This window comes from Micromonospora sp. HB375 (genome assembly GCF_017872985.1).
Taxonomy (GTDB): Bacteria; Actinomycetota; Actinomycetes; order Mycobacteriales; family Micromonosporaceae; genus Micromonospora; species Micromonospora chalcea.
Genome location: NZ_JAGGJO010000001.1, coordinates 7,026,744 through 7,053,105, shown reverse-complemented (window position 1 = coordinate 7,053,105; position 26,362 = coordinate 7,026,744). Strand labels below are relative to the sequence as shown.

The window sequence follows — 26,362 nt, the reverse complement described above, 5'->3', positions numbered from 1 at the left end:
TGCCGGCCCTGTCCTCGGACGGGGCCGGCACCGGTCGTTTCGGGGTCGGGGTCAGGCGGCCGGGCGGCGGGTGTCGAAGCCGTGCCGGCCGCGCCGGCCCTCCGCGCCCACCGGCTCACGCCGGGCCGGTTCGGCCCCGAGCGGGTCGAGCCACACCCGCACCTGCGGCGGAGCGGCGCCGGGCTGGGCGACAGGGTCGCGCCGGGTCAGCATCGCCGCCTCGACCGTGAACTCGAACAGCCGCCAGTCACCATGTGGCGACGCGCGGGCGATCCGGGCCAGCCGCGTCACGGTGGCCGGGTCGGTCACCGGCCGCGCGCGCCCCGCGACGTACGCCTCGTCGTCGCTCTCCTCGGGCGGGAACGAGTGCAGCGCGTAGCGGCCGTCGCGTTCGAGGTCACGGCGCTTCGGCGAGTCGATGACGAAGCACCATAGGCCGTCGTCGGTGAACACCGGGGAGACCGGGTGCACGCGGGGGCCGCCGTCGGCGCGGACCGTGGCGAGGTAGCCGAAGCCCGGCCCGTACTGCTGCATCAGGAGGCGGATCTCGCCGGCGAGGCGGGGCTCGTCGGCGGCGAATTCGGACCAGGAAGCCATGCGGACATCCTATCGAACACGTGTACGAAGAAGTAGTGCGACACGCAGGTCACCCATACCGGTCGCTATGGTGTTCCGATGCTGCTCTCCGACCGCGACCTGATCTCCGAGATCAAGGCCGGCACGCTCGCGCTGGAGCCCTTCGAGCCCACGCTGGTGCAGCCGTCGAGCATCGACGTACGCCTGGACCGGCTGTTCCGGGTCTTCAACAACCACCTCTACACACACATCGACCCGTCGGTCCAGCAGGACGACCTCACCTCGATGGTGGAGGTGCCCGAGGGCCAGCCGTTCGTGCTGCACCCGGGCGAGTTCGTGCTCGCCTCCACGCTTGAGGTGATCTCGCTGGGCGACCAGCTCGCGGGCCGGCTCGAGGGCAAGTCGAGCCTGGGGCGGCTGGGGCTGCTGACCCACTCGACAGCCGGCTTCATCGACCCCGGCTTCTCCGGTCACGTCACGCTGGAGCTGTCGAACGTGGCGAACCTGCCGATCACGCTCTGGCCCGGCATGAAGATCGGCCAGCTCTGCATCTTCCGGCTCTCCTCGCCGGCCGAGCACCCGTACGGCTCGGCCGTCTACGGCTCGCGTTACCAGGGGCAGCGCGGCCCGACGCCGAGCCGGTCCTGGCAGAGCTGGCGCACCTGGCCGACGCGCTGACGCCGCCCGCAGTTGTTAAGAAGGGCCCCCTCCTCTACCGGAGGCGTTAAGAGGGGGCCCTTCCTTACACGCGGCCGTAGCTGTTGATGTCGCCGTCGTCGACCCGCTTCATCGTGATGGGCTTGCCGGACTGGGAGGCGTGCACCACCCAGCCGTCGCCCACGTACATCGCCACGTGGTGCAGGTCGCTGTAGTAGAAGACGAGGTCGCCGGCGCGCAGCTCGGCCCGGCTGATGCGCTTCGTCACGCCGTGCTGCTGGCGTGCGCTGTGCGGCAGCGAGACGCCGCCCTTGGCCCAGGCCGCCATGGTGAGGCCCGAGCAGTCGAAGTGGTCCGGGCCGGCGGCACCCCAGACGTAGATCTTGCCGATCTGGGCGCAGGCGAACTTCACCGCCGCTCCGGCCGGGCCGCCGGGATAGCCGGCCGGGCAGGGCGCCGGGCGCAGCGGGCCGCCGCCGCCCTTGCCGTACACCTTGAGCCGCAGCTTCTCCAGCTTGGCGATCTCGGCGTCGATCTGCTTCTTCTTCGCCGCGAGCTGGGCCTCGGTGCGCGCCAGGCCGGCGATCATCTCGTCCAGCGGCTTCTTCTTCGCCGCCAGCTCGTCGCGCAGCGCGGCGACCGAGCGCACCTGCTCGTGCTGGCGGTGCGCGAAGCGGTCGAGCAGCTCCAGGCCGTCGACCAGGTCACCGGGTGAGCGGCTGCCGAGCAGCGCGTTGACCGTGGAGAGGCTGTCGGCCTTGTAGGCGTCGGCGGCGAGGCCGCCCACCTGACCGAGCGCGGCGTCCACCCGCGCCTGGAGGGGTGCGATCTGGCGGCCGAGCGCGTCGGCCTGCCTGCGCCGCGCGGCGAGCTGCTCGCGTACGTCGTTGACCTGCTCGATGACCGGTTCGAGCTTGTTCCAGTCGCGGTCGATCTGGGCCTCGATCTCGGCGACCGAGGGTTCGGCGTGTGCCGCAGTGGCGCCGCCGGTCAGTACGACGGCGGTGCCGACCAGTGCGGCGAGGGCGGTGGTGAAGCGGGACCAGCGGGAACGCGGCGCGGCGCTGAACCGGTCGACCGACCGGTTCGACGACGGCCGCGGGGCATGGAGTGCCACCGGGCGTCCGTACTCCTTCTTCCGTACCGCCTACCGGGTTAGCTGACGGATTCGGGCGGGAAGGGAGCCGCCCTACCGCAGCAGTGCTGCGGATTCACCCCAGGTACCTGGTTCCCCGGCTCGCCCGGAGGCGACTCGGCGGTGTCGGACCGTCACCGACCGGGTTGGACGGTGAGACGTGCGGCCGACGATTCACCAGAGTAGGGACCACCGTTATCGATCCGCAACTTCCAGCGCCGTGACACTCCGTACGCGATCCAGCGCCACACCGCGCACGGAGGTGAAATTTTCTTTCACGACTGATTACTTACTGGAAAGGTATTGACCGTCGCGGGTGTGCGGAGTGAGGGTGGAAACGCAGTGACCCCCATCCCTGTCCAGGAGGTTCGATGCATCTCTCCGCCCCGCCGTCGGGCAGACGGATACTGCTCGCCGCCGCCGTGGCCACGGCCACCGCGCTGGCGACCACCGGCCCGGTTACCGCCGCGCCGGACACGTCCGCGCCCGCGAGCGACCGGCAACAACAATACGCCGCCGCCGCGGCCGAGTACGGCGTGCCCCAGAACGTGCTGCTCGGTGTCTCCTATCTGGAGTCCCGCTGGGACACCCACCCGGGTCAGCCCAGCACCAGCGGCGGCTACGGCCCGATGCACCTGACCGACGCCGCGCACATCCTCGCCACGCCGGGCAGCGCCCACGTCGACGAGGACGAGGACCCGCGCGGCGACGACTCCCGGCCGCTGAAGCTCGACCCGGCCACCGCCGCCGCGCCGACGCGGGAGACGCCGCTGCCGAGCGCCTCGCTCCAGACGCTCGACGCGGCCGCCGCGCTCACCGGGCTGGACGCGGGGACGCTGCGCACCGACCCGGCCGCGAACATCCGCGGCGGCGCGGCGCTGCTGTCGTCGTACCAGAAGGCTCTGGGCGGGCCGGTCGGCGCCGGCACCGACCCGGCGGCCTGGTACGCCGCGGTGGCCCGCTACTCCGGCGCGGACACCGCCGACGCGGCGGCGGCCTTCGCCGACGAGGTGTACGACCAGCTCGGCCAGGGCGCCACCCGGACCACCGACGACGGCCAGCGGGTCACGCTCGCCGCCACCGCCGCGAAGCCGGACCGCTCCCGGCTGGCCCGCCTCGGCCTGCGCACCGCGCAGCGGCCGGACGGACTGGAGTGCCCGGTCCGGCTGGCCTGCGAGTGGATTCCCGCGCCCTACGAGCAGCTCAGCGACGACCCGGGCGACTACGGCAACCACGACCTGGCTGACCGGCCGAAGCAGCAGAAGATCGAGTACATCGTCATCCACGACACCGAGGGCTACTTCGGCCCGAGCGTCGACCTGGTGAAGCGGGCCGACTACCTGGGCTGGCACTACACGCTGCGCTCGGTGGACGGCTACATCGCCCAGCACATCAAGACCAAGGACGTCGGCTGGCACGCCGGCAACTGGTACGTCAACGCCAAGTCCATCGGCCTGGAGCACGAGGGCTTCGCCGGCCAGGGCACCTGGTACACCGAGGCGATGTACCGCACCTCCGCCAAGCTGGTCCGCCACCTGGCGCTGAAGTTCGGCATCCCGATGGACCGGCAGCACATCATCGGCCACGACAACGTGCCCGGCATCACCGCCGCCAACGTGGGCGGCATGCACTGGGACCCGGGGCCCTACTGGGACTGGTCGCACTACTTCGACCTGATGAAGGCGCCGTTCCGCGGCACCGGCACGGCGAAGACCGGCCTGGTCACCATCGACCCGGACTTCGCCACCAACCGGCCCGCGTTCACCGGCTGCAACCAGCAGCCGCCCGGCGTCCCGACGCCCACCCCGCCGGCGCAGCCGTGCCCCTCGCGCGGCTCCTCGGCGGTGATCCTGCGGACCGCGCCGAGCCCGGACGCCCCGCTCGTCAACGACCTCGGGCTGCGCCCGGACGGCACGCCGGACACCATGTACATCTCCGACCACGGCGCCCGCGCCTCGACCGGCCAGACGTACGCGCTCGCCGGCCGGCAGGGCGACTGGACCGCGATCTGGTACCTCGGCCAGAAGGCGTGGTTCCACAACCCGGCCTCCGCGCCCACCGCCAAGTGGGCCACCGGCTTCGTGGTGACCCCGCGGCCCGGCAAGGCCACCATCCCGGTGTACGGCCGCGCCTACCCGGAGCAGGCCGCCTACCCGGACACCATCCCGTACCAGGCCATCTCTCCGCTGCAGTACACGTTCGCCGCCGGCCAGCGGTACGCGGTCGGCGGGGTGCTGCCCGGCGAGTACTACCGGGCGGTCTCGTTCGACGGTTCCGCACCGGGTGACCGGACCGTGGTACGCGGGAAGAACCAGTACGTGCAGGTCCAGTTCGGCCACCGGATCATGTTCGTGAACCTGGACGACGTGCTGATCCTGCCGTCCCCGGTCGGCGCGCCGCGCTGACCTCTCCCCGAGAACGCGAAGGCCCCCGGTCCGTGCGGACCGGGGGCCTTTCGGTGTGACCGAGGTCAGGTGACTCGGACGAAGCCGGCGAGCGGCTGGGTGTTGATGCTCGACACCTGGACCGGTTTGCCTGTCCGGGGCGCGTGCACCATCACCCCGTTGCCGAGATAGAGCCCGACGTGATGCAGATCGGAGCCGAAGAACACCAGGTCACCCGGGCGCGCCTCGGAACGGGACACCTTGCGGCCCTCGTTCCACTGCGCGCCGGTGAAGTGGGTGAGCGAGATGCCCGCCGCCTTGTACGCGTACTGCGTGAGGCCGGAGCAGTCGAACGCGTTCGGGCCGGTGGCGCCCCACACGTACGGGTCGCCGACCTGGGCGCACGCCGTCGCGATCGCGGTACGCGCGGCGCTGCTCACCACGCCGTCGATCTTCGGGCAGCCCGCCGGGCGGATCGAGGTCACCGGCAGCATCGCGGTGAGTCGCTTGATCTCCGAGTCGATCTGCTTCTTCTTCGCCGCGAGGTCGTTCTGCTGCTTGGTCTCCAGCTCGATCAGCTCGTCGAGCTTCTCCTTCTGCCTGTTGTACTCGTCCCGCACCTTGAGCACACCGGCGATCTGACGGCGCTGGTCGTCGGCGATCCGGTCCAGCATGACCAACTGCTCGGCCAGCGTGCCCGGCTTGGTGCTCACCAGCAGCGCGCCCAGCTCCTGCGACGGGCCCTGGATGTAGTAGCGGGCCGCGATGTCGCCGACCTTGTTCATGGCGAGCGTGGAGGCCAGCTCCAGCGGCACCATCTTGTCCTTCAGCGCCTTGGACTTCTTCTGGTTGGCGCGAAGCTGCGAGCGGACCTTGTTGAACTGCTCGATGGTGGGTTCGAGCTGCTCCCACTGCTTGTCGATCTGCGCGTCGATCTCGTCCACCGACGGCGCCGCGTGCGCCGGAGCCGTCAGCATCCCGGCGCCGACCGCGGCGGCCGCGACCAGGGTGACCAGACGGCGTGCCATCCGGTGGAAGAACCCGGCACGTCGGCCGGATGGAGCGCTCGGGGCGTGACGTTGAGGGGGCGTGGTTGCCACCGGCACGGACTCCTTTGCAACCGACCGCCGGGCGCCTCGCGAGAGGGAAGATCGAGGCAGACGACCCACAGCGGTCGGTGCCCCACATTAGGGAAGGCGTCCGGTGGAATCAAGGCGACCGTTTGTTCAATCACGTATCCGCAATCGATTGCACACCAAGGGTATTCATTTCATCTTCCGACGATGGCTGTCAATACGTCGTCGAGCGTCACCACGCCCATCGGCCGCCGTCCGTCGCTGACCAGCACCATGTGGCGGCGTTCGCGGCGCATCGCGAGCAGCAGGTCGGCGAGCGTACGGTCCGGCGGCACCACCGCCAGCGGCCGGTAGACAGCGGCCGGCACGGGGGCCCGGCGACTCGCGCCGGCGTACCCGAGCACGTCCTTCACGTGCACGAAACCGAGCACCCGGCGGGTGGACCGCTGCACCACCGGGAAGCGGGACCGGCCGGTGCGGGTCGCCAGCACCTCCAGCGACGCCGGTGAGACGTCCTCGGCGACTGTGGTGACAGTGGACCACTGTTGCAGCGCGTCCGCCGCCGTACGGCTGTGCAGGGCCAGCGCGCCGGTGATCCGGGCGTGCTCCTCGGCGTCCAGCAACCCCTCGGTGCGCGCCTGCGAGACCAGCCCGGCCAGTTCCTCGGCGGTGAACACGGTTTTCACCGCGTCTGTCGCCTCCACCCGCCACCACCGCAGCACCTGCCGGGACGCCCACTTCATCGCCAGCAGCAACGGCTTGGTGACCAGGCAGAACGCCAGCATGGCCGGGCCGAGCCAGAGCGCCGAGGGCTCCGGACCGGCCAGCGTGATGTTCTTCGGCACCATCTCGCCGACCACCGTGTGCAGGAACACCACCACCGCCAGCGCGATGACGAAGGTCACCGGGTGCACCGCCGAGGCGGGCATCCCCAGCGCGGCGAACGGCCCCTCCAGCAGGTGGGCCAGCGCCGGCTCGGCGATCGCGCCGAGGCCGAGCGAACAGACGGTGATGCCGAGCTGCGCTCCGGCGATCATCAGCGGGATCTGGTTCATCGCGGCCAGCGCCCACCGGGCCCGCTTCGACGTCGCCGCAAGCGGTTCGATCACCGTACGGCGGGAGGCGATCAGCGCGAACTCGCTGCCCACGAAGAACGCGTTGCCGAGCAGCAACACCACCGCCACGAGTAGCTCAGGCACCGTCGTCGGGCTCCTCGGGGCGCACCACCCGCACCTGCTCGATCCGGTGCCGGTCGACCTCCACCACCGTGAACTCGTACCCGGCCTCGTCGACCGTCTCGCCCGGCACCGGGATGTGGCCCAGCCGCGCCATCAGGAAGCCGCCCAGCGTCTCGTACGGCCCGTCGGGCAGCCGGAACCCGGTCTGCTCGACCAGTTCGTCGGCGCGCAGCACGCCGTCGGCCAGGACGGTCCGCTCGCCGCCCGGCACGGTGAGCTCCACCGGCCCGGCGTCGTCGACCGCGTCCGGGTCGAACTCGTCGGCGATCTCCCCGACCAGTTCCTCGACCAGGTCCTCCACCGTCACCACGCCGTCGGTGCCGCCGTACTCGTCCACCACGATCGCCAGGTCCGCCCCGGCGGCCTTCAGCGCGGCCAGCACCCCGTTCAGGTTGAGGCTCTCCGGCACGTACACCGGTTCCCGGGCCACCGCGGCCACCGAGGTGACGGCCCGGCGGGCCAGCGGCACCCCCAGCGCGTCGGGCACCCCGGCGACGCCGGTGACCAGGTCGAGCGTCTCCTCGTAGACCGGGAACCGGGTCCGGCCGGTCTGCCGGGAGAGGTCCAGCAGGTCGGCGACGGACGCGGTGGCGCGCAGCGCTGTCACGTCCACCCTGGGCGTCATCGCCTCGGCGGCCCGCTTGTCGCCGAAGCGGATCGTGCGCCGCAGCAGCATCGCGGTGTCCGGCGGCAGCGCGCCGGCCCGCGCCGAGATGGCCGCGAGCAGGCCCAGCTCCTCCGGGGAGCGGGCGCTGGCCAGCTCCTCCTGCGGCTCCACGCCGAGGCGGCGCACCAGCCGGTTGGCTGACTCGTTCAGCAGCCGGATCAGCCAGCCGAACATGCGGGAGAACGCGCGCATCGGCGCGGCGGTGGCGAGCGCCGCCGGCATCGGGCGGGCCAGCGCCAGGTTCTTCGGCACCAGCTCGCCGAAGAGCATCGAGATGAGCGTGGCGAGGGCCAGCGCGAGCAGGCCGGAGAAGCGTTCCGCGCCGCCGAGCGGATGCAGCAGCGGGGCGAAGATCCGGGCCAGCGCGGGTTCGGCGAGGTAGCCGGTGAGCAGCGCGGTGAGGGTGATGCCGAGTTGCGCGCCGGAGAGCTGGAAGGACAGTTCGCGCAGCGCGCGGCGTACCGTGGCGGCCCGGCCGTCGCCCTCGCCGGCCCGCCTGTCGATCTCCGCCCGGTCCACGGTGACGAGGGCGAACTCGGCCGCGACGAAGAAGGCGTTGCCGGCGGTCAGCAGCACGAAACCGACCAGGGGCAACAGCGTCAGAAGAAGAAGGCCGTCGATGGGCGTGATTGTGGCACGCGAGCGCCGACGGTGGGCCCCCGTGGCGCGCGACGGCGGCGGCACCGCACGGGTGCCGCCGCCGTCGTGGTCCGGCTTCTGCCGGGGTACGCCTCAGCTCGCGCTCGGCGCGACCTCCGGCTCGCCGGCCGGGGCCTCCGGCTTGACCGAGCGCAGCAGCACGCTGGCCACGTCGACCACCTCGACCTGTTCGCCCGCGCCCTTGCCGTTCACGCCGTCGTTCAGCATCGTCGAGCAGAACGGGCAGCCGACCGCGATGGTCTTCGCCCCGGTGGACATGGCCTCCTCGACCCGGTCCACGTTGATCCGCTTGCCGATCTTCTCCTCCATCCACATCCGGGCGCCGCCGGCGCCGCAGCAGAAGGAGCGCTCGCTGTTACGCGGCATCTCGGTCAGCTCGCCCTGGATCGAATCGCCGAGCACCTCACGCGGCGCGGCGAAGATCCGGTTGTGGCGGCCCAGGTAGCACGGGTCGTGGTAGGTGACGCCGCCGTCCACCGGCTGCACCGGGGTGAGCTTGCCGGCGCTGACCAGGTGGGCCAGCAACTGGGTGTGGTGCACGACCTCGAACTCGCCGCCGAGCTGGCCGTACTCGTTGCCGAGCGTGTTGAAGCAGTGCGGGCAGGTGGCGACGATCTTGCGCTTGGTCTTCTCCCGGCCCTCGAACGCCTCGTTCAGCGTCTCGACGTTCTGCTGGGCGAGCATCTGGAAGACGAACTCGTTGCCGATGCGGCGGGCCGGGTCACCGGAGCAGGTCTCGCCCTCGCCGAGGATGGCGAAGGAGACGCCCGCCTCGTTGAGCAGCGTGGCGACCGCACGGGTGGTCTTCTTGGCCCGGTCCTCGAACGCGCCGGCGCAGCCGACCCAGAACAGGTACTCGAAGTCGTCGACCTCGCCGACCCGCGGCACCTCGAACCCGAGGCCCTTGGTCCAGTCCTCGCGGGTGTTCTGCGGGGCGCCCCACGGGTTGCCCTTGTTCTCCAGGTTGCGCAGCATGACGCCGGCCTCGGACGGGAAGCTCGACTCGATGAGCACCTGGTAGCGGCGCATGTCGACGATGTGGTCCACGTGCTCGATGTCCACCGGGCACTGCTCGACGCACGCGCCACAGGTGGTGCAGGACCAGAGCACGTCCGGGTCGATGACGCCGCCCTCTTCGGCGGTGCCGATCAGCGGCCGGTCGGCCTCGGCCATCGCGAGCACGTCGACGCCGGCCAGCTGCTCCCGCGTCGCCTTCTCCTCGCCGGTGAGGTCCTTGCCGCCGCCGGCGAGGAGGTAGGGCGCCTTGGCGTACGCGTGGTCGCGCAGGCTCAGCACCAGCAGCTTCGGCGACAGCGGCTTGCCGGTGTTCCAGGCCGGGCACTGCGACTGGCAGCGGCCACACTCGGTGCAGGTGCTGAAGTCGAGCAGGCCCTTCCAGCTGAACTGCTCGACCTGGGCGACGCCGAACTGGTCCTTCTCCGGGTCGGCCTCCTCGAAGTCCAGCGGCTTGCCCTCGCTGGTCATCGGGCGCAGCGGGCCGAGCCCGGAGCCGGCCGGCTTCTCCGGGTCGCGCTTGAAGAAGATGTTCGGGAAGGCCAGGAAGCGGTGCCAGGCCACGCCCATGGTGACGTTCAGCGAGATCACGATGAGCCAGGTCATCGAGATGCAGATCTTGATGAGCGCGGCGACGCTGACGCCGGCCTCCCAGTTCGGGAGGACCGAGCCGATCGCGTGGCTGAGCGGGGCGGCCCAGACCGGGTACTCGAAGTGGTCGGTGGCGACCTTGAAGCCCCGGATCACGAACCCGAAGATCAGGACCAGCAGGACGACCCACTCGACGAAGTAGCCCTGCCACATGCTCGAACCGGTGAACCGGGAGCGGTTGTCCGCGCGGCCCGGCCGGTTGCGCAGGCGGATCGCCATCAGTACCAGGATGCCGACCAGGCCGAGGATGCCGATCCACTCGGTGACCAGGCCGAAGATCGTCCAGTGCCCGATGATCGGCAACCCGCCGCCGGTCGAGACGACCTCGAAGTAGGCCTCCAGCACCAGCAGCGACAGCACGATGAAGCCGACCATCACGAACCAGTGGGCGGCGCCGACCACGCTCCACTTCAGCATGCGGGTGTGACCTGCGGTCTCCACCAGCATCTTCTTGGTACGCGCGCCCTTGTCGCCGAAGCGCTCCGGCGCGGGCTGACCGAGCCGGATGACGGCGGTCATCTTCATGACCGCGCGCACCGCAAGCCACACCGCGACAGCGGTGATGGCGGCCGCGAGGATCGTGGTGACGATCTGGACGCTGCCCATCGAGTTGGCCTCCCGGTCTGCTGCTTGTCCGTGCAGCCTACGCGCAAGGTTACCCAGCAGTAACGTGAGTCTTCTCGCACCAGGCCACGCCGCCCTGCGCACACCTTAGGTGTAGCGGCGACGAAGCGCCTGGCAGGGGCGGCGTGGCGTGACCTACGCCGGGTCGACGGGCGGCCGGCTCAGCGCCAGCGGGAGAGCAGGATCAGCGAGGAGACCATCGCGCCGAAGCCGACAGCGAGGTTCCAGTAACCCCAGGTGGCGACCGGGTACGCCTGCTCGGACAGGTAGTAGAGCACCAGCCAGCCGATGCCGATCACGATCAGCGCGACCGCCGTGACCGGCAGCCAGACCGGGCTAGGCTTGCGCGTCGACGCCGTCGCCGTCGGACGAACGTCCGTGGGCGGGGTGTACACCTTCTTCTTGCGGACCTGAGACTTGGGCACGACGCTCTCCAGAGGGGGGTACGACCTCGTCCGGCCTGACAACCGGGCGCGAGGGCGACGGTCCATGGCCAATAATGTTCGACAGCTAGCGTAGTCCCGACGGACCGTCCAGGCCACGAATGGGGCCAGGCCGGTGCACTCAGTAACCGGAAAGAGCGGACTTTCCGGGTCGATCAGGTCGGTTCGCATCGGCGCGAGCCGGAACGACGGGAAAGGGAACGCCCGGTGGAGTACACGTCCGGCGCCGCCTCCTGGCAGAAGGTCCTCCGCCGCGCGGCAGCCGCCCTGCTGCCCCGGCGCGCCCGCCAGCGCCGTCCGGGCTGGTCGATCGGCGTACCCCTGATCGCCGCCGCGGCCGGGCTGCTGTTCACCACCACCGCCACCACCGCGGGCGGCACGCCGCTGCGCGAGGACCGTCGTCCCCAGCTCACCCAGCTGATCGAGGACCGCCGGGAGCAGGTGGCGGCGAGCGAGGCGAAGGCCGCCCGGCTCCGCACCGAGGTGGAGGAGCAGACCGCCGCGCTGGCCGGCGCCGACGGGCCGATCAAGACCGAGCGGGACCGGGCCGCCGCGAGCCGGCAGGCCGCCGGGTTCACCGCGCTCACCGGCAGCGGCGTGACGGTCGAGCTGAACGACGCCGACCGCCGGCCCGACCAGCCGCTGCCCAAGGGCGCCAGCAACGACGACCTGGTCGTGCACCAGGGCGACGTCCAGGCGGTGGTCAACGCGCTCTGGGCCGGCGGCGCGGAGGCCATGTCAATCATGAACGTCCGCGTGCTCAGCACCAGCGCGGTACGCTGCGTCGGTAACACCCTGCTGCTGCACGGCCGGGTGTACTCCCCTCCTTTCAAGATCGTGGCAATCGGCGACCCCGCGGAACTTCAGCGGGCGCTCGCCGCCTCTGAGGGAGTGCGGGTGTTCAAGGAAGTGGCTGAGCACTACCAACTCGGCTACGTCGAGCGCGTCTCCACAGTCACCGTGCCGGCGTTCGAGGACTCCACCGCGTTGCAGTCGGCGACGGTGCCCCGGTGAGCGGCGGCGACCCCCGGGACCGCCGCGGCCACGACCGCCAGGAGGAGCCCACCGCGTTCCTCCCCAAGGTCGAGCGCCCGGCCCCCGCCCCGGCGTCGCCGCCCCCGCTCGACCTGCCCTGGCCCGACGCCGGACCGTCGCACACCTCTCCGGCGCGACGGGGCCCGTTCCCACCGACGCCCGCCCCACCACGGAGCGCCCCGCCACGGACCGCCCCGCCGTCGACCGCCCCGCCACCGCCCGGCCCGCCACGGTCCGCTCCGCCGCCCTGGCCGGGCAACCAGGCCCATCCGCCGGCCGGCCCGCACCACGTCGAGGCCGACAGGCGGTTCCGCCCCTCCGCCGGCGGGATTCCCGAATCCGGGTTCCAGCCCTCCGGTGGCAGAGTTCCCGAGTCCGGGTTCCAGCCTTCCGGTGACGGGATCCCCGAGTCGGCGCACCGATCGCCCGGCCGTCCGGGCGCGGGCGGGTCCGGCCCGGCGCGTTTCGCCGGGCCGGCCGGACCCGGCACCGGCCAGCCGGGCGGTCCACCGCAGCACACGGCCGCGCCCCAGCGCGGGCCCGGGATGCGTCCCGCCACGCCAGCCGACGTGCCGCCCCGGACAGGCGAACGCACGACGCGTCCGGGCGACGTCCCACCCCCGGCGGGTGAGCGCCGGACGCGACCCGGCGACGCCCCGCCCGGGACGGGTGAGCGGCAGATGCGGCCGGGCGCGTACGGACCGGCGGCGCACCAGAATCCCGCCCGCCCGGCCGGCGGCGCGCTCCCGCCGGAACGCGGTGTGCGCGGGGCCCAGCCGCCGCACACCGGCCCGCAGCCGTGGGAGAACGGAGGACGTACGCCGGGGGGCGAGGGACGGCAGGCGGCCGGTGCGCCCGGCGTACCCCGGTTCGGCGGCCCGGCCGACGCGGACCGGACCCCGCCGGCCGACCCGGGAGCGACGGCGGTGCTGCCCGCCGTCACCCGGCCGCCCGCGGACCCCCGGATGGACGCCACCGGGCTGATGGGCGCGGTGCCTCCGGCGCCGGACGCGGCGGACAGCGGCGACGAGCCACCGGCCGAGCCGCCCCGCCCCCGGCGCGGCGAGCGGGTGGTGCAGTTGCGGCCCGAGCAGACCGGCGAGGGCTACCGGAGCGTCTACTCCGAGCTGACCCGCCCCAGCGCCGGCTCCCGGCTGCGCACCGTCGTACGCGGCGCCGGCGAACTGCTCATCACGTTCGGCCTGGTGGTGCTCCTCTTCGCCGGCTACGAGATCTGGGGCAAGGCGGTCATCGTCGACGCCCACCAGAGCGACCTGAACAGCCAGCTCGCCCAGGAGTGGGGCGCGGACCCGACGGTCGCCCCGACCACCGGGCCGACCGTGAAGCCGAAGCCGCCGGCCAACGGAAAACCGGTCGCCGGCCTCTACATCCCCAAGTTCGACAAGCACTGGGTGGTGGTCGAGGGGGTCACCCCCAACGACATCCGGTACGCCCCGGGCCGCTACCCGGACAGCGCCATGCCCGGCGAGGTGGGCAACTTCGCCGTGGCGGGCCACCGGATCCGCTCCACGTTCTGGCGGCTGGACGAGCTGAAGACCGGCGACGCCATAGTGGTCGAGACCCGCACCGACTGGCTCGTCTACCGCGTGTACGAGCAGCGCATCGTCAAGCCGTCCCAGGTGGAGGTGGTCGCACCGGTGCCGGGCAAGCCGGGCCAGAAGCCCACCGAGAAGCTGCTCACGCTGACCACCTGCAACCCGAAGTTCGACAACTACCAGCGGCTGATCATCCACGCCCGGCTGGACACCGTCCAGGCCAAGTCGGCGGGCCGCCCGGCCGAACTGGAGACGTGAGCCGTGTACTCCTGGATCTGGCGGAAACTTCCCTTCGGGCTGCCCGGAAAGCTGATCGGCTCGCTGCTGCTGGCCACCGCCACCGTCGCGCTGCTCTGGTTCGTGGTGTTCCCGTGGGCCGAGCCGCTGCTGCCCTTCGACGACGTGCAGGTCACCCAGGACTCCGGCGTACCGGGTGACGGCGGGCTCACCGAGCCGACCGGGCTGCCCGGCGACGAGGAGCTGCCGTACAGCACCGAGACGAACAACGCCCCGCCCCCCACCCCGAACAGGTGACCCCGATGCGTGTCCTGGTGATCGACAACTACGACTCGTTCGTCTTCAACCTCGTGCAGTATCTCGGCCAGCTCGGGGCCGACTGCGACGTACGGCGCAACGACGAGATCGACGTCGCCGAGGTGGGCCGCACCGGCGCCGCCGGCATCCTGCTGTCGCCCGGTCCGGGCAGCCCGGACCGGGCCGGCATCTGCCTGAACGTCATCCGCGAGTACGCCGGCAAGCTCCCGATCTTCGGCGTCTGCCTCGGTCACCAGGCGATCGGCGAGGCGTTCGGCGCCACAGTGACGCGCGCGCCGGAACTGCTGCACGGCAAGACCTCAGAGGTACGCCACGACGGCGTGGGCGTGCTCGCCGGCCTGCCCGACCCGTTCACCGCCACCCGTTACCACTCGCTCGCCGTACTGCCCGAGACGCTGCCGGACGAGCTGGAGGTCACCGGCCGGACCGGCTCCGGCGTGGTGATGGCGATGCGGCACCGGACGCTGCCCATCGAGGGCGTGCAGTTCCACCCGGAGTCGGTGCTGACCGAGGGCGGTCACCTCATGCTGGCGAACTGGCTGGCCGCCTGCGGCTTCCCGGAAGCGCTGGAGCGTGCCCCGGAGCTGGCCGCCGAGGTCGACGCCCGCCGCCGGGCCGCCTTCGCCGCAGCCTGACCCGCCCGCTCCTCCCCCCGCCCGCCCGCCCCGTCGATCATGAACTTGACGGCGACAAATCGGGCGTCGAACGCCGTCAAGTTCATGATCGACGGGGAAGAGAGCGGGCGCTGGGACGGGCGCGGCGGCGGCCCCGGGATCGGGGACGCCGCCGCGTCGTCGGTCAGGTGATGCTCAGCGTTCGGTACGGCTGGGCGCGATGGTCGGGAACGGGAAACCACTGCCGCCGCCGTTGCCGCCGCCACCGCCCGGCGTGGTCGGCGTCGTGCTGGGGCTGCCGCTCGGCGTCGGGCTGGTCGGCTCCTCGTCCTCGCGCGGCACGTCGACCTCGATGGTCACCCGCTCGCCCTTGGCCAGCTTCGTCTTGCCGGCCGGCGACTGTTTGCTGACCTTGCCCGCCTGGGACGGGTCGACCTCGTTGCCCTCCCGGACCCGGACCGTGTAGCCGGCCTCCTTGAGCTGTTGTGTCGCCTGCTCCTCGGTGTAGCCGATGACGGTCGGCACCTCGCCGACGTTGCCCTTGGAGACCTTGAGCGTCACCTTGCTGCCCTCGGCGACCGAGCTGCCCTCGGTGGGCGAGACGGAAATGACCTGACCCTCCGGCGCGCTGTCGTTGACATCCTCGCGAACGGGAACCAGCTCAAGTTCCGTCAGTCGGTCCTTCGCGGCGTTGTAGGTACTGCCCTTCAGCCCGGTGGGGACGGTCACCTGGCCCGGACCGGTGCAGACCTTGACGGTGACCTCGGTGTCCTTGTCCACCCGCTGGCCGAACGTCGGGCTCTGCTCGACCACCGAGCCCTTCTCGCAGGTGGTGTTCTGCACCGGATCGCCTGTGCCGTACCGCAGCCCGGCCTGGGTGAGCGCGGCCTTCGCGTCGTCCGCCGACCGGCCCACCAGCTGGGGCACCGACACCTTCTCGTTGCCGGCCTGGTTGAGCCAGAGCGCTGTCCCCAGCGCGATCACCGCGAGCACGCCGAGCGCGGCGAACGCCGCGATGACCCAGGACGAGCTCTTTCGCTTGCCCGGATCGCCGACCCGCGCCACCGGCTGCGGGCGGGTCTGCGGGCCCATCATCTGGGTCTGCTGCGCCTGCTGGTAGCCGCCCGCGGCGGCGCCCATCGGCATGGTCTCCTCGGCCGGCATCACCGGGGTGGCCAGCACCGGCCGGCCGGCAGCGGCGCGGAGCAGGTCCGCCCGCATCTCACCGGCGCTCTGGTAGCGGTTGAGCGGGTTCTTCGACAGCGCCTTGAGCACGATGGCGTCGACCGCCGGGTTGACGTCCGGGTTGATCGTGCTCGGCGTCGGCGGCTGCTCCCGCACGTGCTGGTACGCGACGCTGACCGGGCTGTCGCCGACGAACGGCGGGTGGCCGCAGAGCAGCTCGAACAGCACGCAGCCGGCCGCGTAGACGTCGGAGCGGGCGTCGACCGCCTCGCCGCGCGCCTGCTCGGGAGAGAGGTATTGTGCGGTGCCGATGACCGCGCTGGTCTGCGTCATCGTGGTGGCGCCGCTGGCCAGCGCGCGGGCGATGCCGAAGTCCATCACCTTGACCTGGCCGGTCTGGGTGAGCATCACGTTGCCGGGCTTGATGTCCCGGTGGATGATCCCGTGCCGGTGGCTGAACTCCAGCGCCGCGCACATGTCGGCGCAGATCTCCAGCGCCCGGCGCGGCTGGAGCCGCCCCTCGACGCCGAGGACCTCCTTGAGCGTCCTGCCGTTCACGAACTCCATCACGATGAACGGCAGGGTTTCGCCCGTCGGGCCGGTTTCCTCACCGGTGTCGTAGACGGCGACGATGGCCGGGTGGTTCAGCGAGGCGGCGTTCTGGGCCTCGCGGCGGAACCGCATCTGGAAGGTGGCATCCCGGGCCAGGTCGGCACGGAGCATCTTGATCGCGACATCCCGCCCGAGCCGGAGGTCGCGGCCGCGGTGCACCTCGGCCATGCCGCCGTAGCCCAGCAGCTCGCCGACCTGATACCTGCCACCGAGCAGGCGGGCCTGCGCTGTCATCGCGTGTCTCGTCCTTCGCTCGTCGTCGTACCGCCGTCGGCCGGCAGGAGGCGTACCTCACGACGGTACGACGTGCGGACCGGATAGTCGCCTCCGTGCGGCCGCACCGCGCCGGAGGTCACGCTCACACTCGCCGGAGCGGATGCGGTAGCACCGTATTTCCGGTACAGGAACGAAATCACGCCCGAGCAGAGGATGACCAGTACGGCCACCACGATCGCCGTCGTCCAGAGCCCGGACCGGGAGCGCCGGGGCGGGGGCGGGGCGGCCGGGCGCGCGTACGGCATGGGGTTGTGCTGGGGCACGGGCCGCTGCGGTACGGGTGCCGCGCCACGCGGCGCCACCGGCGGGCGGGGCATCGGGGCCGGGTGGGCGATCACGGCCGGGCGCTGCGTCACCGGCGGGCGGGCCGGCGAAACGGGCGGACGGGCCGGGGAGACCGGCGGACGGGGCTGCGGATGCGCGGCGGCGGCCGGTGGCTGCGGCCGGGGAGCGGTCGGCACCTGAGCGCGTGCGACGGGTGCGGCCGGTGAGGCGGGCGCGGCCGAGATGGGCCGTCCGGCACGGGCCGCCTGGGAGAGCGCGAGCTTGGCCTGCCGGGCGATGCTCGCCAGCGCGGCGGCGCTGGGCCAGCGGGCGGAAGGGTCCTTCGCCATGGCCCGCTCCACGATGGCCCGGACCTGCGGCGGGATGTCGGCCGGAAGCGCCCGGGGCGTCTCCCGTACGTGCTTCATGGCGATTTCGAGCGGGTTGTCCCCCTCGAAGGGGCGCCGGCCGGCGAGGCACTGGTACGCGACCACGCCGAGCGCGTAGACGTCCGAGGCGGGCGTGGCCACCGCGCCGGTCGCCTGCTCCGGCGAGATGTACGAGGCGGTGCCGAGCACCGAGCCGGCGGCGGTGAGCTGGCCGACCAGCTCGGAGCGGGCGATGCCGAAGTCGGTGAGCACGAGCGTGCCGTTCGGCCGGACCAGCAGGTTGCCGGGCTTCACGTCACGGTGCACGATGCCCTTCTCGTGCGCCGCGTGCAGCGCGTCGGCGGCCTGGGCCAGCAGCGCCATGGTCCGCGCCGGGGTCAGCCGGCCGACCCGGCTGAGCGTGGCCGACAGCGCGTCGCCCTCGACGTACTCCATCACCAGGAACGCGATGTGCTGGTCGCTGCCGAAGTCGTAGACGTCGACCACGCCCGGGTGGTTGATGGTCGCCATGGTCCGCGCCTCGCCCCGGAACCGCTCGGCGAAGCCCGGCTCGTCCAGCAGCGCGGGGAGCAGGCTCTTGACCGCGACGGTACGGCCCAGCACCTGGTCGGTGCCGCGCCACACGTCGCCCATGCCACCGCTGGCGATCCGCTCGTCGAGGCGGTAGCGGTTGCCGAGCTTCACCCCCGGGCTCAGCACGTCAGCGCCTCCCGGAGTCCGCGATGGCCGCCGCCATGATCCGGCCGGCGATGCGGGCCGCCTCGGCGCTGCCGCCGTTGCCCGCCTGCTCCAGCTCGACGCAGACGGCGGACAGCGGCGTGCCGTCCTTGTCCAGCGCGAAGCCGATGAACCAGCCGTGGTCCGGGGTGTTCGGGCCGGACTGCGCGGTACCGGTCTTGCCGCCCACCAGGTAGCCGTCGATGGCGGCCCGGCGGCCGGTGCCCTCCTTCACCACGTTCTGCATCATGTCGCGCAGGTCGGCCGCGACCTGACCGCTGATCGGGCGGCGCAGCTCGCGCGGCTGGGCGGGGTCGTAGACGGTGGTGCGGTCCGGCCCGAGCAACTGCTTGACCAGGTACGGACGCATCTGCTTGCCGTCCTTGTTCGCCACCGCGGCAGCGATCAGCGCGCCCTGCAGCGGCGTCATCCGCACGTTGTTCTGGCCGATCGACGACTGGGCGAGCGCCGCCGGGTCGGTGCTGCCGTCCGGGTTCTGCATGTCGCCGGTGCGGCTGGCCGCCACCGGCAGGCCACCCTCGCCGAGCTGGCCGACGGTGAGGTCGTCCTGCTCGAAGCCGAACTGCTTGGCCTTCTCCTTCACCTTGTCCGCGCCGAGCCGTACGCCGAGCTGGGCGAAGCCGGTGTTGCAGGACTCGGTGACCGCCTCGCGCAGCGTCACCTGCGACTCGGGGCAGATCGACGGCGCGGCGTTGCGGATCGGCTGCCCGGCGCCGGGCGCGGTGTAGCTGGAGCCGGCCGGGATGCGGGTCTGCTGGCCGACGCCGTTCTCCAGCGCGGCCGCCGCCATGATGATCTTGAAGGTGGAGCCCGGCGGCAGCGTCTCGGACAGCGCCCGGTTCGCCAGCGGCCGGTCCTTGTCCTTCTCCAGCGCGTTGTACGCCCGGTCCGCCTCGGTGCTGTTGTGGCTGGCCAGCGGGTTCGGGTCGAAGCTCGGCATGGAGACCAGCGCCTGCACCGCGCCGGTACGCGGGTCGATAGCGATCGCCGCGCCCTTCTTCGCGCCCACCTGGTTGTCGTTCAGCTGCTTGTACGCCGTCTCCTGGGCCCGCTTCGACAGCGTCAGCACCACGTTGCCGCCACCGGTCTCGTCACCGGTGAACATGTCCTTGATCCGGTTGGCGATGAGCGCGTCGCTGGTGCCGGCGAGGAAGTCGTTCTCCACCCGCTCGATACCGCTCGCGCTGCCGTTTACCGGCTTCCAGCCGAGCACGTGCGCGTACATCTCGCCGCCCGGGTAGGTGCGCTGGTACTTCAGCTCACCGCCGGTCTCCTTGCTGAGCGCGTACGCGGTGCCGCCGACCTCGATGTTGCCGCGCTTGCGGTCGTACTCGGCGACCTGGACCCGGCCGTTGTAGTCGCTGTTGCGGTATTCGTCGGCCTTGTAGGCCTGGATCCAGTTCAGGTTCGCGAAGAGGAGCCCGAACAGGACCATCACGACCACGCCGACGCGGCGCAGGGGGGCGTTCACGGTCGGATCACCTCCGTCGGGGCGCCGTGCAACTGCTCGGGTGGACCACCGGACGGCCGGGCCGCCGGGCCGCCACCACCGGTCACCGGTCGGCGGGCACCGTCGGAGACGCGCAGCAGCACCGCGATCAGCAGCCAGTTCGCCATCAGCGAGGAGCCACCGGCGGACAGGAACGGGGTGGTCTGGCCGGTCAGCGGGATGAGCTTGCTGATGCCGCCGACGATGACGAAGACCTGCAGGCCCAGCGTGAACGCCAGGCCACCGGCGAGCAGCTTGCCGAACGAGTCCCGCACCGCCAGCGCGGCGCGCAGGCCCCGCTCCACGATCAGCAGGTAGATCACCAGCAGCGCGGAGAGACCGAACAGGCCGATCTCCTCACCGATGCCGGCGAAGATGAAGTCGGTCTGCACCTCGGGCAGCAGCGTCGGCTGGCCGCCACCCGGACCGGCCCCGAACAGACCGCCGGTGCCGAGCGTGAGCAGGCCCTGCACCAACTGGTAACCCCGGTCGTACGGCTCGGCGAACGGGTCGAGCCAGATCTGCGCCCGGTCGTAGAAGTTCGCGAACGGGCCGCCCACGGTGCTGCCCAGCACGTACGCCAGATAGGCGCCGCCGAAGAACAGGATCAGACCGATGAGCAGCCAGCTGACCCGCTCGGTGGCGATGTAGAGCGTCACCACGAACATGCCGAAGTAGAGCAGCGAGGTGCCCAGGTCCTTCTCGAAGATCAGGACCAGGAGGCTGACCAGCCACACCACCAGCACCGGGCCGAGGTCGCGCCCGCGCGGGAAGTCGATGCCGAGCACCCGCCGGCTGGCGAGCGAGAGCACCTCACGCTTGCGCACCAGGTAGTAGGCGAAGAACGTGAGCAGGGCCAGCTTGGCGAACTCGCCCGGCTGGATGGAGAACCCGCCGAACTTGATCCACAGCTTGGCGCCGTTGATCTCGGAGAAGCGGCTGGGCAGCACCGCCGGGATCATCACCAGCACGATGCCGGCCAGGCCCAGCGTGTACGCGTACCGGGACAGCGACCGGTGGTCGCGCAGGATCGCCAGCAGCCCGGCGGCAAGCACCACGGCGGCCAGCGTCCAGGCGAGCTGCCGGCCACCGGTGCCGGCGAAGATGGCCAGGTCCTCCCGCTCCGCGGGCGCGGCCTTGGCCAGGTCGTACCGGCGCAGGAAGCCCACGCCGATGCCGTTGAGCAGGGCCACCGCCGGCAGCAGCGCCGGATCGGCGTACGGCGCCAGCCAGCGGATCACCAGGTGCAGGCCGAGGAAGACCAGCCCCAGCGCGGCGGCCGGGATCCAGAAGTCGGACGTGATCGTGTCCAGCGCCTTCGCCTCGACCATCGCCGCGTACGCCGCCACGAGCACCATGGCGAGCAGGAGCAGGGACAGCTCGGCGTTACGCCGGGACCGGGCCAGGCGTACGCCGGACTGCTCGCCCGTCGAAGCGGGCGAGGCGGCCGGTACGGCGGCTGCGGTCACGGATACGTCCTCGGGATCGAGCCGGCACTCACTGCGGCGACCGGCAACCCGCCGGATCGGCCGGCGGAACGGTGTCGGAGGGAACGGCGTCGGGCGTGGTGGTGAACGTCGGCGTCGGCGCGTCGGGGGTGGGCGTCGACGCGCCCACGGGCGGCGTGGACGGGAGCGGGCTGCCGCTCGGCGGGGGCAGCGGGTCGGTGGTGGCCACCGGCGTCGGACTGGTCACACCGGGCGTCGGGTCGGGCGGGCAGAGCGGCTTGAGGTTCGGGTTGCCCGGGTCGTCGCTGGTCAGCTCCGCCAGCCGGCGCTCGGCGTCCGGCTCGTTGCGGGCCTGGATACCCTGCTTCACCCGCTCCTGGGCGGCCAGCGTCAGGTCGTCGAGCCGGGCGTCGCTGCGCTCGTGCACGTTCGACAGGTCCAGCCCGGCGACCTGGCCGGGCACGCCGCGGAAGACCGCGAGCTGGCCGTCGTCGGTGGCGCCGACGTAGTACTGCCGCTGGGTGTACGTCCAGCCGCCGAACACGCCGCCGCCGACGATGACCGCGAGCGCCAGCACCATCGCGACGGTGCGCAGCGGTCGGCGGCGCCGGCCGTCGGGCTCGTCGTCGCGGTTGTCCGCCGGCTCCTCGGGGACGGGTGGCCGGGGCGCGGACAGCGCCGAGGCGCGGGCGGCCGGGGTGGAGTCGTCGGCCGAGGTCGCCATGCCGCGGTCCCGGGCGGCGGCGCCGCCCACGATCGGGGACGCCTCGACGATGTCCTGGTCGGTGGCGTCGGCGATGATCACGGTGATGTTGTCCGGGCCGCCGCCGCGCAGCGCGAGCTGCACCAGGCGTTCCACGCACCGCTGCGGGTCGGGGTACTCCCGCATGGTGTCGGCGATGGTGTCCGCGCTGACCACGCCGGAGAGCCCGTCGGAGCAGATCAGGTAGCGGTCGCCGGGCAGCACCTGCCGGACGCTGTACTCCGGGTCGATGTCGCGGCCGTCGAGCGCCCGGGTGAGCAGCGAGCGCTGGGGGTGGCTGCTCGCCTCCTCCGCGCTGATCCGGCCCTCGTCGACGAGCATCTGGACGTACGTGTCGTCCTTGGTGATCTGCGCGAACTCACCGTTGCGCAGGAGATAGGCCCGCGAGTCACCGATGTGGACCATCCCGAGCTTGCTGCCGGAGAAGAGGGTCGCGGTGAGCGTGGTGCCCATCCCCTCCAGCTGCGGGTTGGCGTCCACGGTGTCGCGGAGCTGCTGGTTGGCGGTGCCCACGGCGGAGCGGAGCGCGTCGACCAGGGCGTCACCGGGGACGTCCTCGTCGAGCGGCGCCATGGCACCGATGACGATGTTGCTGGCGACGTCACCGGCGGCCATGCCGCCCATGCCGTCGGCCACGGCGAGCAGCCGCGGTCCGGCGTAGACGGAATCCTGATTGCCGTCTCGGATCAGACCGCGGTCGCTGTGGGCCGCGTAGCGCAGGGTCAGAGTCATGGCCGTAATTCGAGGGAAGTGCGGCCGATCCGGATCGGCACGCCGAGGGGGACGGGGGTTGGTCCGGTGACCTTAGCGCGATCGAGATAGGTGCCGTTAGTCGATCCGAGGTCCTCGACGTACCACTGCCCCTCACGGGGCACCAGCCGGGCGTGTCGCGCCGAGGCGTAGTCGTCGGTGATCACCAGCGTCGAGTCCTCCGCCCGGCCGATGGTGATCTGGGCCTCGCCGAGCGTGATCCGGGTGCCGGCCAGCTGGCCGGCGGTGACCACGAGCTGGTGGGCGGCCCGGCCGCGCTTGGCCTTCGCCGGCTTCCCCGCCTGCCCGGTCGACGCGCCGATCCCCCGCGGCGCGGCCACCAGGCGGCCCGACCGGGCGCCCGCGAACAGGTCCCGGCGGATCACACCGACGACCGTGAACACGAAGATCCACAGCAGGATGAGGAACCCGAACCGGGCGACGGTGATGACGAGCTCCGGCAACGGGGATCAGCCGTCCACGCGGAAGGTCAGCGTCGTGGTGCCGAGCTGGATCATGTCGCCGGGGTTGAGGGCGACCGCCGAGACGCGCTGGCCGTTGACCATCGTGCCGTTCGTGGAGCCCAGGTCGGTCAGCACGACCTGCCCGCCGTCGAAGTCCAGCCGGGCGTGGCGTCGCGAGATGCCGACGTCGGGCAGGCGCAGGTTGGCCTGGTCGCCGCGGCCGATCACGGTCGAGCCCATCTGGAGGGGGTAGGTGCGGCCGTCGCCGGAGACCAGGCGGACGTTGCGGCCACCGCCGTGACCGGGCGGAGGGCCGTAGCCGCCGCCCTGGTCGTACGCCGGGTACGCCGGGCCGGCGTCGTAGCCGCCGGGCGCGGAGACCGGGGCGACGTCCCCGCCGGTGTAGACCTCGGCGGTGACCCGGAACATGCCGGTGTCCAGGCCCTCACCGCGCTCGACCTCGACGATCACGTCGCCGTAGACCGTCCACGCCTGCTCGCCGATGAACTCGGCCTGCGACTGCGCCAGCTCCTGGGCCAGCGCGGCAGCGTACGGCGCCAGCCGACTGTGGTCGTAGGGCGAGAGATCGATCACGTAGCGGTTGGGCACAAGGGTGCGCCCACCGGCCAGGATCGCCTTGTGCGCCTCGGCCTCCCGCTGCATGGCGTTGAGGATCTCCACGGGGTGGACCACCCCTTTGAAGACCTTGGCGAAGGCCCCCTCGACCAGGCCTTCCAGACGCTTCTCGAAGCGTTGCAGCACGCTCACCGGCTCCTCCTCGGGTCCCGAGGCAATGATGGTATCCGGACACCGCCTCCGCAGCTCACACGCCGCTCGGCCGGCTGCCGTCGGCCCGTTCGTGACCAGGCCCGCGGACGTGCTAAAGTTTCGCCCGCCACGAGCGGTGATCGTTCGTGGCGTGGCCAGTGGACAGCGTAATATGTCCCGGCACCCGTCGCAGATGGCGGGCGCGGGATGCGATATGGTGTTCCGGGTCGTGCCACGGGGATGTGGCGGAATGGCAGACGCGCACGGTTCAGGTCCGTGTGTCCGAAAGGACGTGGGGGTTCAACTCCCCCCATCCCCACCAGAACAAGGGCTCCGCAGACAGCGGGGCCCTTGCTTCGTATCGGGGCGTTTCGGACGTCACGCTATGCTCCGATGGTTTCCCTGCCTCCCACGGACCAGGAGTGGCGTGTGACTGTCGCGTTGGTGACCGGTTCCGGCGGTCTGATCGGCTCCGAGGCGGCCCGGCACTTCGCCGGACTGGGTCTCGACGTGGTCGGCATCGACAACGACATGCGGCGGTACTTCTTCGGCGAGGACGGCTCGACCGCCTGGAGCCTGGACCGGCTCGCCGCCGACCTCGGCTCCGCGTACACCCACCACGCCGTGGACATCCGCGACCGGGACGGCCTGGAGCAGGTCTTCAAGCGGTACGGCAAGGACATCGCCGTGGTGATCCACAGCGCCGCCCAGCCGAGCCACGACTGGGCCGCCAAGGAGCCGTTCACCGACTTCGACGTGAACGCCGGCGGCACGCTCAACGTGCTGGAGTACACCCGGCGGCACGCGATCGACGCGCCGTTCATCCACTGCTCCACCAACAAGGTGTACGGCGACCGGCCCAACTCGCTGCCGCTGATCGAGCTGGAGACCCGCTACGAGCTGCCCGAGGACCACCGCTGGTACGACGGCATCACCGAGGACATGTCGATCGACGAGTCGCTGCACTCGATCTTCGGCGCCTCGAAGGTCGCCTCGGACGTGATGGTCCAGGAGTACGGCCGTTACTTCGACATGAAGACCGCCTGCTTCCGGGGCGGCACACTGACCGGCCCGGCGCACTCCGCCGCCGAGCTGCACGGCTTCCTGGCGTACCTGATGCGCTGCGTGATGGAGGGCCGGACGTACAACCTCTTCGGCTACAAGGGGAAGATGGTCCGGGACGCGATCCACTCGCACGACGTGCTCACCGCGTTCGAGGCGTTCTTCCGCGAGCCGCGCTCGGCCCAGGTCTACAACCTCGGCGGCGGCCGGCACTCGAACACCTCGCACATCGAGGCGTTCCGGATCGCCCAGGAGATCACCGGCCGCGAGGCCCGGATCAACTACGTCGAGCAGGCCCGCACCGGCGACCACCAGTGGTACGTCAGCAGCATGGCCCGCTTCGAGGAGCACTACCCGTCCTGGAAGATCACGTACGACGTGCCGATGATCCTCCGCGAGATCTACGAGGCCAACGTCGACAAGTGGGTGCCGAAGGCATGAGCGCCGGGACCAAGCGCAACGTCCTCGGCGTCGGGGTCGACGCGACCGACTACGCCCGGGCCACCGAGGCCGTGGTCTCGGCCGCGCACGAACGCCGCCCACTGGCGCTCACCGCGCTCGCCGTGCACGGCGTGATGACCGGCGTACTCGACCCGGCGCACAACGCCCGGCTCAACTCGTTCGACGTGGTCACCCCGGACGGTCAGCCGGTGCGCTGGGCGCTCAACCTGCTGCACGGCGCCGGGCTCACCGACCGCGTCTACGGCCCGGAGCTGACCCTGCGGGTGCTCGCCCGGTTCGCCGAGGAGGGGCTGCCGGTCTACCTCTACGGCTCCACCGAGGAGACGCTGTCCCGGCTGGTCCCGGCGCTGGAGCGCAAGTTCCCCGCGCTGAAGATCGCCGGGGTCGAGCCGTCCAAGTTCCGCGCCGCCACCCCGGGCGAGGACGCCGAGATCGCCGACCGGATCCGGGCCAGCGGCGCCCGCCTCGTCCTGGTCGGGCTGGGCTGCCCGCGCCAGGAGGTCTTCGCGTACGCCATGCGCCCGCTGCTGGACATGCCGCTGATGGCTGTCGGCGCGGCGTTCGACTACCACGCCGGTCTGCTGCGCAACCCGCCACCGTGGATGCAGCGCGCCGGGCTGGAGTGGTTCTGGCGCCTCGGCCTGGAGCCCAAGCGCCTGTGGCGCCGGTACGTCATCCTCAACCCGGCCTACCTGGCCCGGCTCGCCGCCCAGAAGACCGGGCTGTGGAAGGCCACCCCGCCGGCGCCGGCCACCACCCGACCGGCCACTTTCGACGTCTGACCCGCCCCGACGACCCCTACGGGCC

Annotated in this window: 22 protein-coding genes, 1 tRNA gene and 1 riboswitch; of the genes, 9 read left to right on the top strand and 14 right to left on the bottom strand. The window is 71.8% G+C overall.

The genetic code is table 11. The features are described 5' to 3' along the window. Positions 1-51 precede the first annotated feature (51 nt). Positions 52-597, bottom strand: coding sequence for a pyridoxamine 5'-phosphate oxidase family protein (locus J3R08_RS31535; protein ID WP_064447989.1), 546 nt, complete (start codon positions 595-597; stop codon positions 52-54). Between the two features lie 78 nt (positions 598-675). On the opposite strand from J3R08_RS31535, the gene dcd reads away from it, so the two are divergent. Next, positions 676-1,254: a dCTP deaminase gene (gene dcd, locus J3R08_RS31530; protein ID WP_043327610.1), complete on the top strand. Its 579-nt coding sequence runs from the start codon at positions 676-678 to the stop codon at positions 1,252-1,254. 64 nt (positions 1,255-1,318) lie between these two features. Here the strand turns inward: dcd and J3R08_RS31525 are convergent, their stop codons facing one another. Then, the gene (locus tag J3R08_RS31525) at positions 1,319-2,350 is read right to left on the bottom strand and encodes an NlpC/P60 family protein (protein WP_209963892.1); all 1,032 of its coding nucleotides are present in this window, start codon (positions 2,348-2,350) and stop codon (positions 1,319-1,321) included. Positions 2,351-2,363: 13 nt separating this feature from the next. Then, positions 2,364-2,501: riboswitch (cyclic di-AMP (ydaO/yuaA leader) on the bottom strand. Between the two features lie 238 nt (positions 2,502-2,739). On the opposite strand from J3R08_RS31525, the gene J3R08_RS31520 reads away from it, so the two are divergent. Next, entirely contained in the window at positions 2,740-4,773 is a 2,034-nt protein-coding gene (locus tag J3R08_RS31520; RefSeq protein ID WP_209963889.1) for an N-acetylmuramoyl-L-alanine amidase, read from the top strand. A 65-nt stretch (positions 4,774-4,838) separates the two neighbouring features. On the opposite strand, the gene J3R08_RS31515 is transcribed toward J3R08_RS31520, so the two are convergent. From J3R08_RS31515 to J3R08_RS31495, 5 genes are all read right to left on the bottom strand, one after another. Continuing rightward, the gene (locus tag J3R08_RS31515; RefSeq protein ID WP_374102396.1) at positions 4,839-5,852 is read right to left on the bottom strand and encodes a C40 family peptidase; all 1,014 of its coding nucleotides are present in this window, start codon (positions 5,850-5,852) and stop codon (positions 4,839-4,841) included. 170 nt (positions 5,853-6,022) lie between these two features. Next, positions 6,023-7,027, bottom strand: coding sequence for a hemolysin family protein (locus J3R08_RS31510; protein WP_064447992.1), 1,005 nt, complete (start codon positions 7,025-7,027; stop codon positions 6,023-6,025). Further along, positions 7,020-8,327: a hemolysin family protein gene (locus tag J3R08_RS31505; protein WP_043327614.1), complete on the bottom strand. Its 1,308-nt coding sequence runs from the start codon at positions 8,325-8,327 to the stop codon at positions 7,020-7,022. Before J3R08_RS31505 ends, J3R08_RS31510 begins: the two co-directional genes overlap by 8 nt. 138 nt (positions 8,328-8,465) lie before the next feature. Continuing rightward, entirely contained in the window at positions 8,466-10,664 is a 2,199-nt protein-coding gene (locus J3R08_RS31500) for a (Fe-S)-binding protein (protein ID WP_209963884.1), read from the bottom strand. A 179-nt stretch (positions 10,665-10,843) separates the two neighbouring features. Next, positions 10,844-11,107: a cell division protein CrgA gene (locus tag J3R08_RS31495; protein WP_209963882.1), complete on the bottom strand. Its 264-nt coding sequence runs from the start codon at positions 11,105-11,107 to the stop codon at positions 10,844-10,846. A 225-nt stretch (positions 11,108-11,332) separates the two neighbouring features. Here J3R08_RS31495 and J3R08_RS31490 point away from each other — a divergent pair, with 225 nt between their 5' ends. The 4 genes from J3R08_RS31490 to J3R08_RS31475 all read left to right on the top strand — a co-directional run bounded on the left by J3R08_RS31490 (position 11,333) and on the right by J3R08_RS31475 (position 14,906). After that, positions 11,333-12,139 carry a DUF881 domain-containing protein gene (locus tag J3R08_RS31490; RefSeq protein WP_043327617.1) on the top strand — a complete coding sequence of 269 codons (807 nt, stop codon included), beginning with the start codon at positions 11,333-11,335 and terminating at the stop codon, positions 12,137-12,139. A 701-nt stretch (positions 12,140-12,840) separates the two neighbouring features. Continuing rightward, positions 12,841-13,974 carry a class E sortase gene (locus J3R08_RS32920; protein ID WP_231915605.1) on the top strand — a complete coding sequence of 378 codons (1,134 nt, stop codon included), beginning with the start codon at positions 12,841-12,843 and terminating at the stop codon, positions 13,972-13,974. Positions 13,975-13,977: 3 nt separating this feature from the next. Further along, on the top strand, positions 13,978-14,250 hold the full coding sequence (locus J3R08_RS31480) for a hypothetical protein (protein WP_030500496.1): 273 nt from the start codon (positions 13,978-13,980) through the stop codon (positions 14,248-14,250). Between the two features lie 5 nt (positions 14,251-14,255). Continuing rightward, a complete protein-coding gene (locus tag J3R08_RS31475) occupies positions 14,256-14,906 on the top strand; it encodes an aminodeoxychorismate/anthranilate synthase component II (RefSeq protein ID WP_209963880.1) in 651 nt (216 codons plus the stop codon). 174 nt (positions 14,907-15,080) lie between these two features. Here the strand turns inward: J3R08_RS31475 and pknB are convergent, their stop codons facing one another. Genes pknB through J3R08_RS31440 form a run of 7 tightly spaced genes read right to left on the bottom strand, consistent with a single transcriptional unit; the run spans position 15,081 to position 24,058 of the window. Continuing rightward, on the bottom strand, positions 15,081-16,916 hold the full coding sequence (pknB, locus tag J3R08_RS31470) for a Stk1 family PASTA domain-containing Ser/Thr kinase (RefSeq protein ID WP_113972300.1): 1,836 nt from the start codon (positions 16,914-16,916) through the stop codon (positions 15,081-15,083). Continuing rightward, positions 16,913-18,310, bottom strand: coding sequence for a serine/threonine-protein kinase (locus J3R08_RS31465; protein WP_043327620.1), 1,398 nt, complete (start codon positions 18,308-18,310; stop codon positions 16,913-16,915). The genes pknB and J3R08_RS31465 overlap by 4 nt, the downstream gene beginning before the upstream one ends. A gap of 1 nt (position 18,311) precedes the next feature. Further along, positions 18,312-19,820 carry a penicillin-binding protein 2 gene (locus tag J3R08_RS31460; RefSeq protein WP_064447997.1) on the bottom strand — a complete coding sequence of 503 codons (1,509 nt, stop codon included), beginning with the start codon at positions 19,818-19,820 and terminating at the stop codon, positions 18,312-18,314. Then, the gene (locus tag J3R08_RS31455; protein WP_043327622.1) at positions 19,817-21,307 is read right to left on the bottom strand and encodes an FtsW/RodA/SpoVE family cell cycle protein; all 1,491 of its coding nucleotides are present in this window, start codon (positions 21,305-21,307) and stop codon (positions 19,817-19,819) included. The genes J3R08_RS31460 and J3R08_RS31455 overlap by 4 nt, the downstream gene beginning before the upstream one ends. 28 nt (positions 21,308-21,335) lie before the next feature. Then, complete coding sequence (locus tag J3R08_RS31450; RefSeq protein ID WP_064447998.1) at positions 21,336-22,781, bottom strand: PP2C family serine/threonine-protein phosphatase; 1,446 nt, start codon at positions 22,779-22,781, stop codon at positions 21,336-21,338. Further along, positions 22,778-23,263: an FHA domain-containing protein gene (locus tag J3R08_RS31445; RefSeq protein ID WP_030500489.1), complete on the bottom strand. Its 486-nt coding sequence runs from the start codon at positions 23,261-23,263 to the stop codon at positions 22,778-22,780. Before J3R08_RS31445 ends, J3R08_RS31450 begins: the two co-directional genes overlap by 4 nt. Before the next feature lie 6 nt (positions 23,264-23,269). Beyond that, entirely contained in the window at positions 23,270-24,058 is a 789-nt protein-coding gene (locus tag J3R08_RS31440; protein WP_026267912.1) for a DUF3662 and FHA domain-containing protein, read from the bottom strand. 209 nt (positions 24,059-24,267) lie between these two features. Here J3R08_RS31440 and J3R08_RS31435 point away from each other — a divergent pair. The 3 genes from J3R08_RS31435 (at position 24,268) to J3R08_RS31425 (ending at position 26,337) form a co-directional block, all read left to right on the top strand. After that, positions 24,268-24,353, top strand: a tRNA-Leu gene (locus J3R08_RS31435). 71 nt (positions 24,354-24,424) lie between these two features. Continuing rightward, a complete protein-coding gene (locus tag J3R08_RS31430) occupies positions 24,425-25,534 on the top strand; it encodes an NAD-dependent epimerase/dehydratase family protein (protein WP_051611303.1) in 1,110 nt (369 codons plus the stop codon). Continuing rightward, the gene (locus J3R08_RS31425; RefSeq protein WP_069088773.1) at positions 25,531-26,337 is read left to right on the top strand and encodes a WecB/TagA/CpsF family glycosyltransferase; all 807 of its coding nucleotides are present in this window, start codon (positions 25,531-25,533) and stop codon (positions 26,335-26,337) included. Before J3R08_RS31430 ends, J3R08_RS31425 begins: the two co-directional genes overlap by 4 nt. Positions 26,338-26,362 lie beyond the last annotated feature (25 nt).

Excerpts from the sequence above, each read along its gene's own strand:
- J3R08_RS31535 (WP_064447989.1), bottom strand. The coding sequence starts at position 597 with ATGGCTTCCTGGTCCGAATTCGCCGCCGACGAGCCCCGCCTCGCCGGC.
- dcd (WP_043327610.1), top strand. The coding sequence starts at position 676 with ATGCTGCTCTCCGACCGCGACCTGATCTCCGAGATCAAGGCCGGCACG.
- J3R08_RS31520 (WP_209963889.1), top strand. The coding sequence starts at position 2,740 with ATGCATCTCTCCGCCCCGCCGTCGGGCAGACGGATACTGCTCGCCGCC.
- J3R08_RS31500 (WP_209963884.1), bottom strand. The coding sequence starts at position 10,664 with ATGGGCAGCGTCCAGATCGTCACCACGATCCTCGCGGCCGCCATCACC.
- J3R08_RS32920 (WP_231915605.1), top strand. The coding sequence starts at position 12,841 with ATGCGGCCGGGCGCGTACGGACCGGCGGCGCACCAGAATCCCGCCCGC.
- J3R08_RS31475 (WP_209963880.1), top strand. The coding sequence starts at position 14,256 with ATGCGTGTCCTGGTGATCGACAACTACGACTCGTTCGTCTTCAACCTC.
- pknB (WP_113972300.1), bottom strand. The coding sequence starts at position 16,916 with ATGACAGCGCAGGCCCGCCTGCTCGGTGGCAGGTATCAGGTCGGCGAG.
- J3R08_RS31450 (WP_064447998.1), bottom strand. The coding sequence starts at position 22,781 with ATGACTCTGACCCTGCGCTACGCGGCCCACAGCGACCGCGGTCTGATC.
- J3R08_RS31430 (WP_051611303.1), top strand. The coding sequence starts at position 24,425 with ATGGTTTCCCTGCCTCCCACGGACCAGGAGTGGCGTGTGACTGTCGCG.
- J3R08_RS31425 (WP_069088773.1), top strand. The coding sequence starts at position 25,531 with ATGAGCGCCGGGACCAAGCGCAACGTCCTCGGCGTCGGGGTCGACGCG.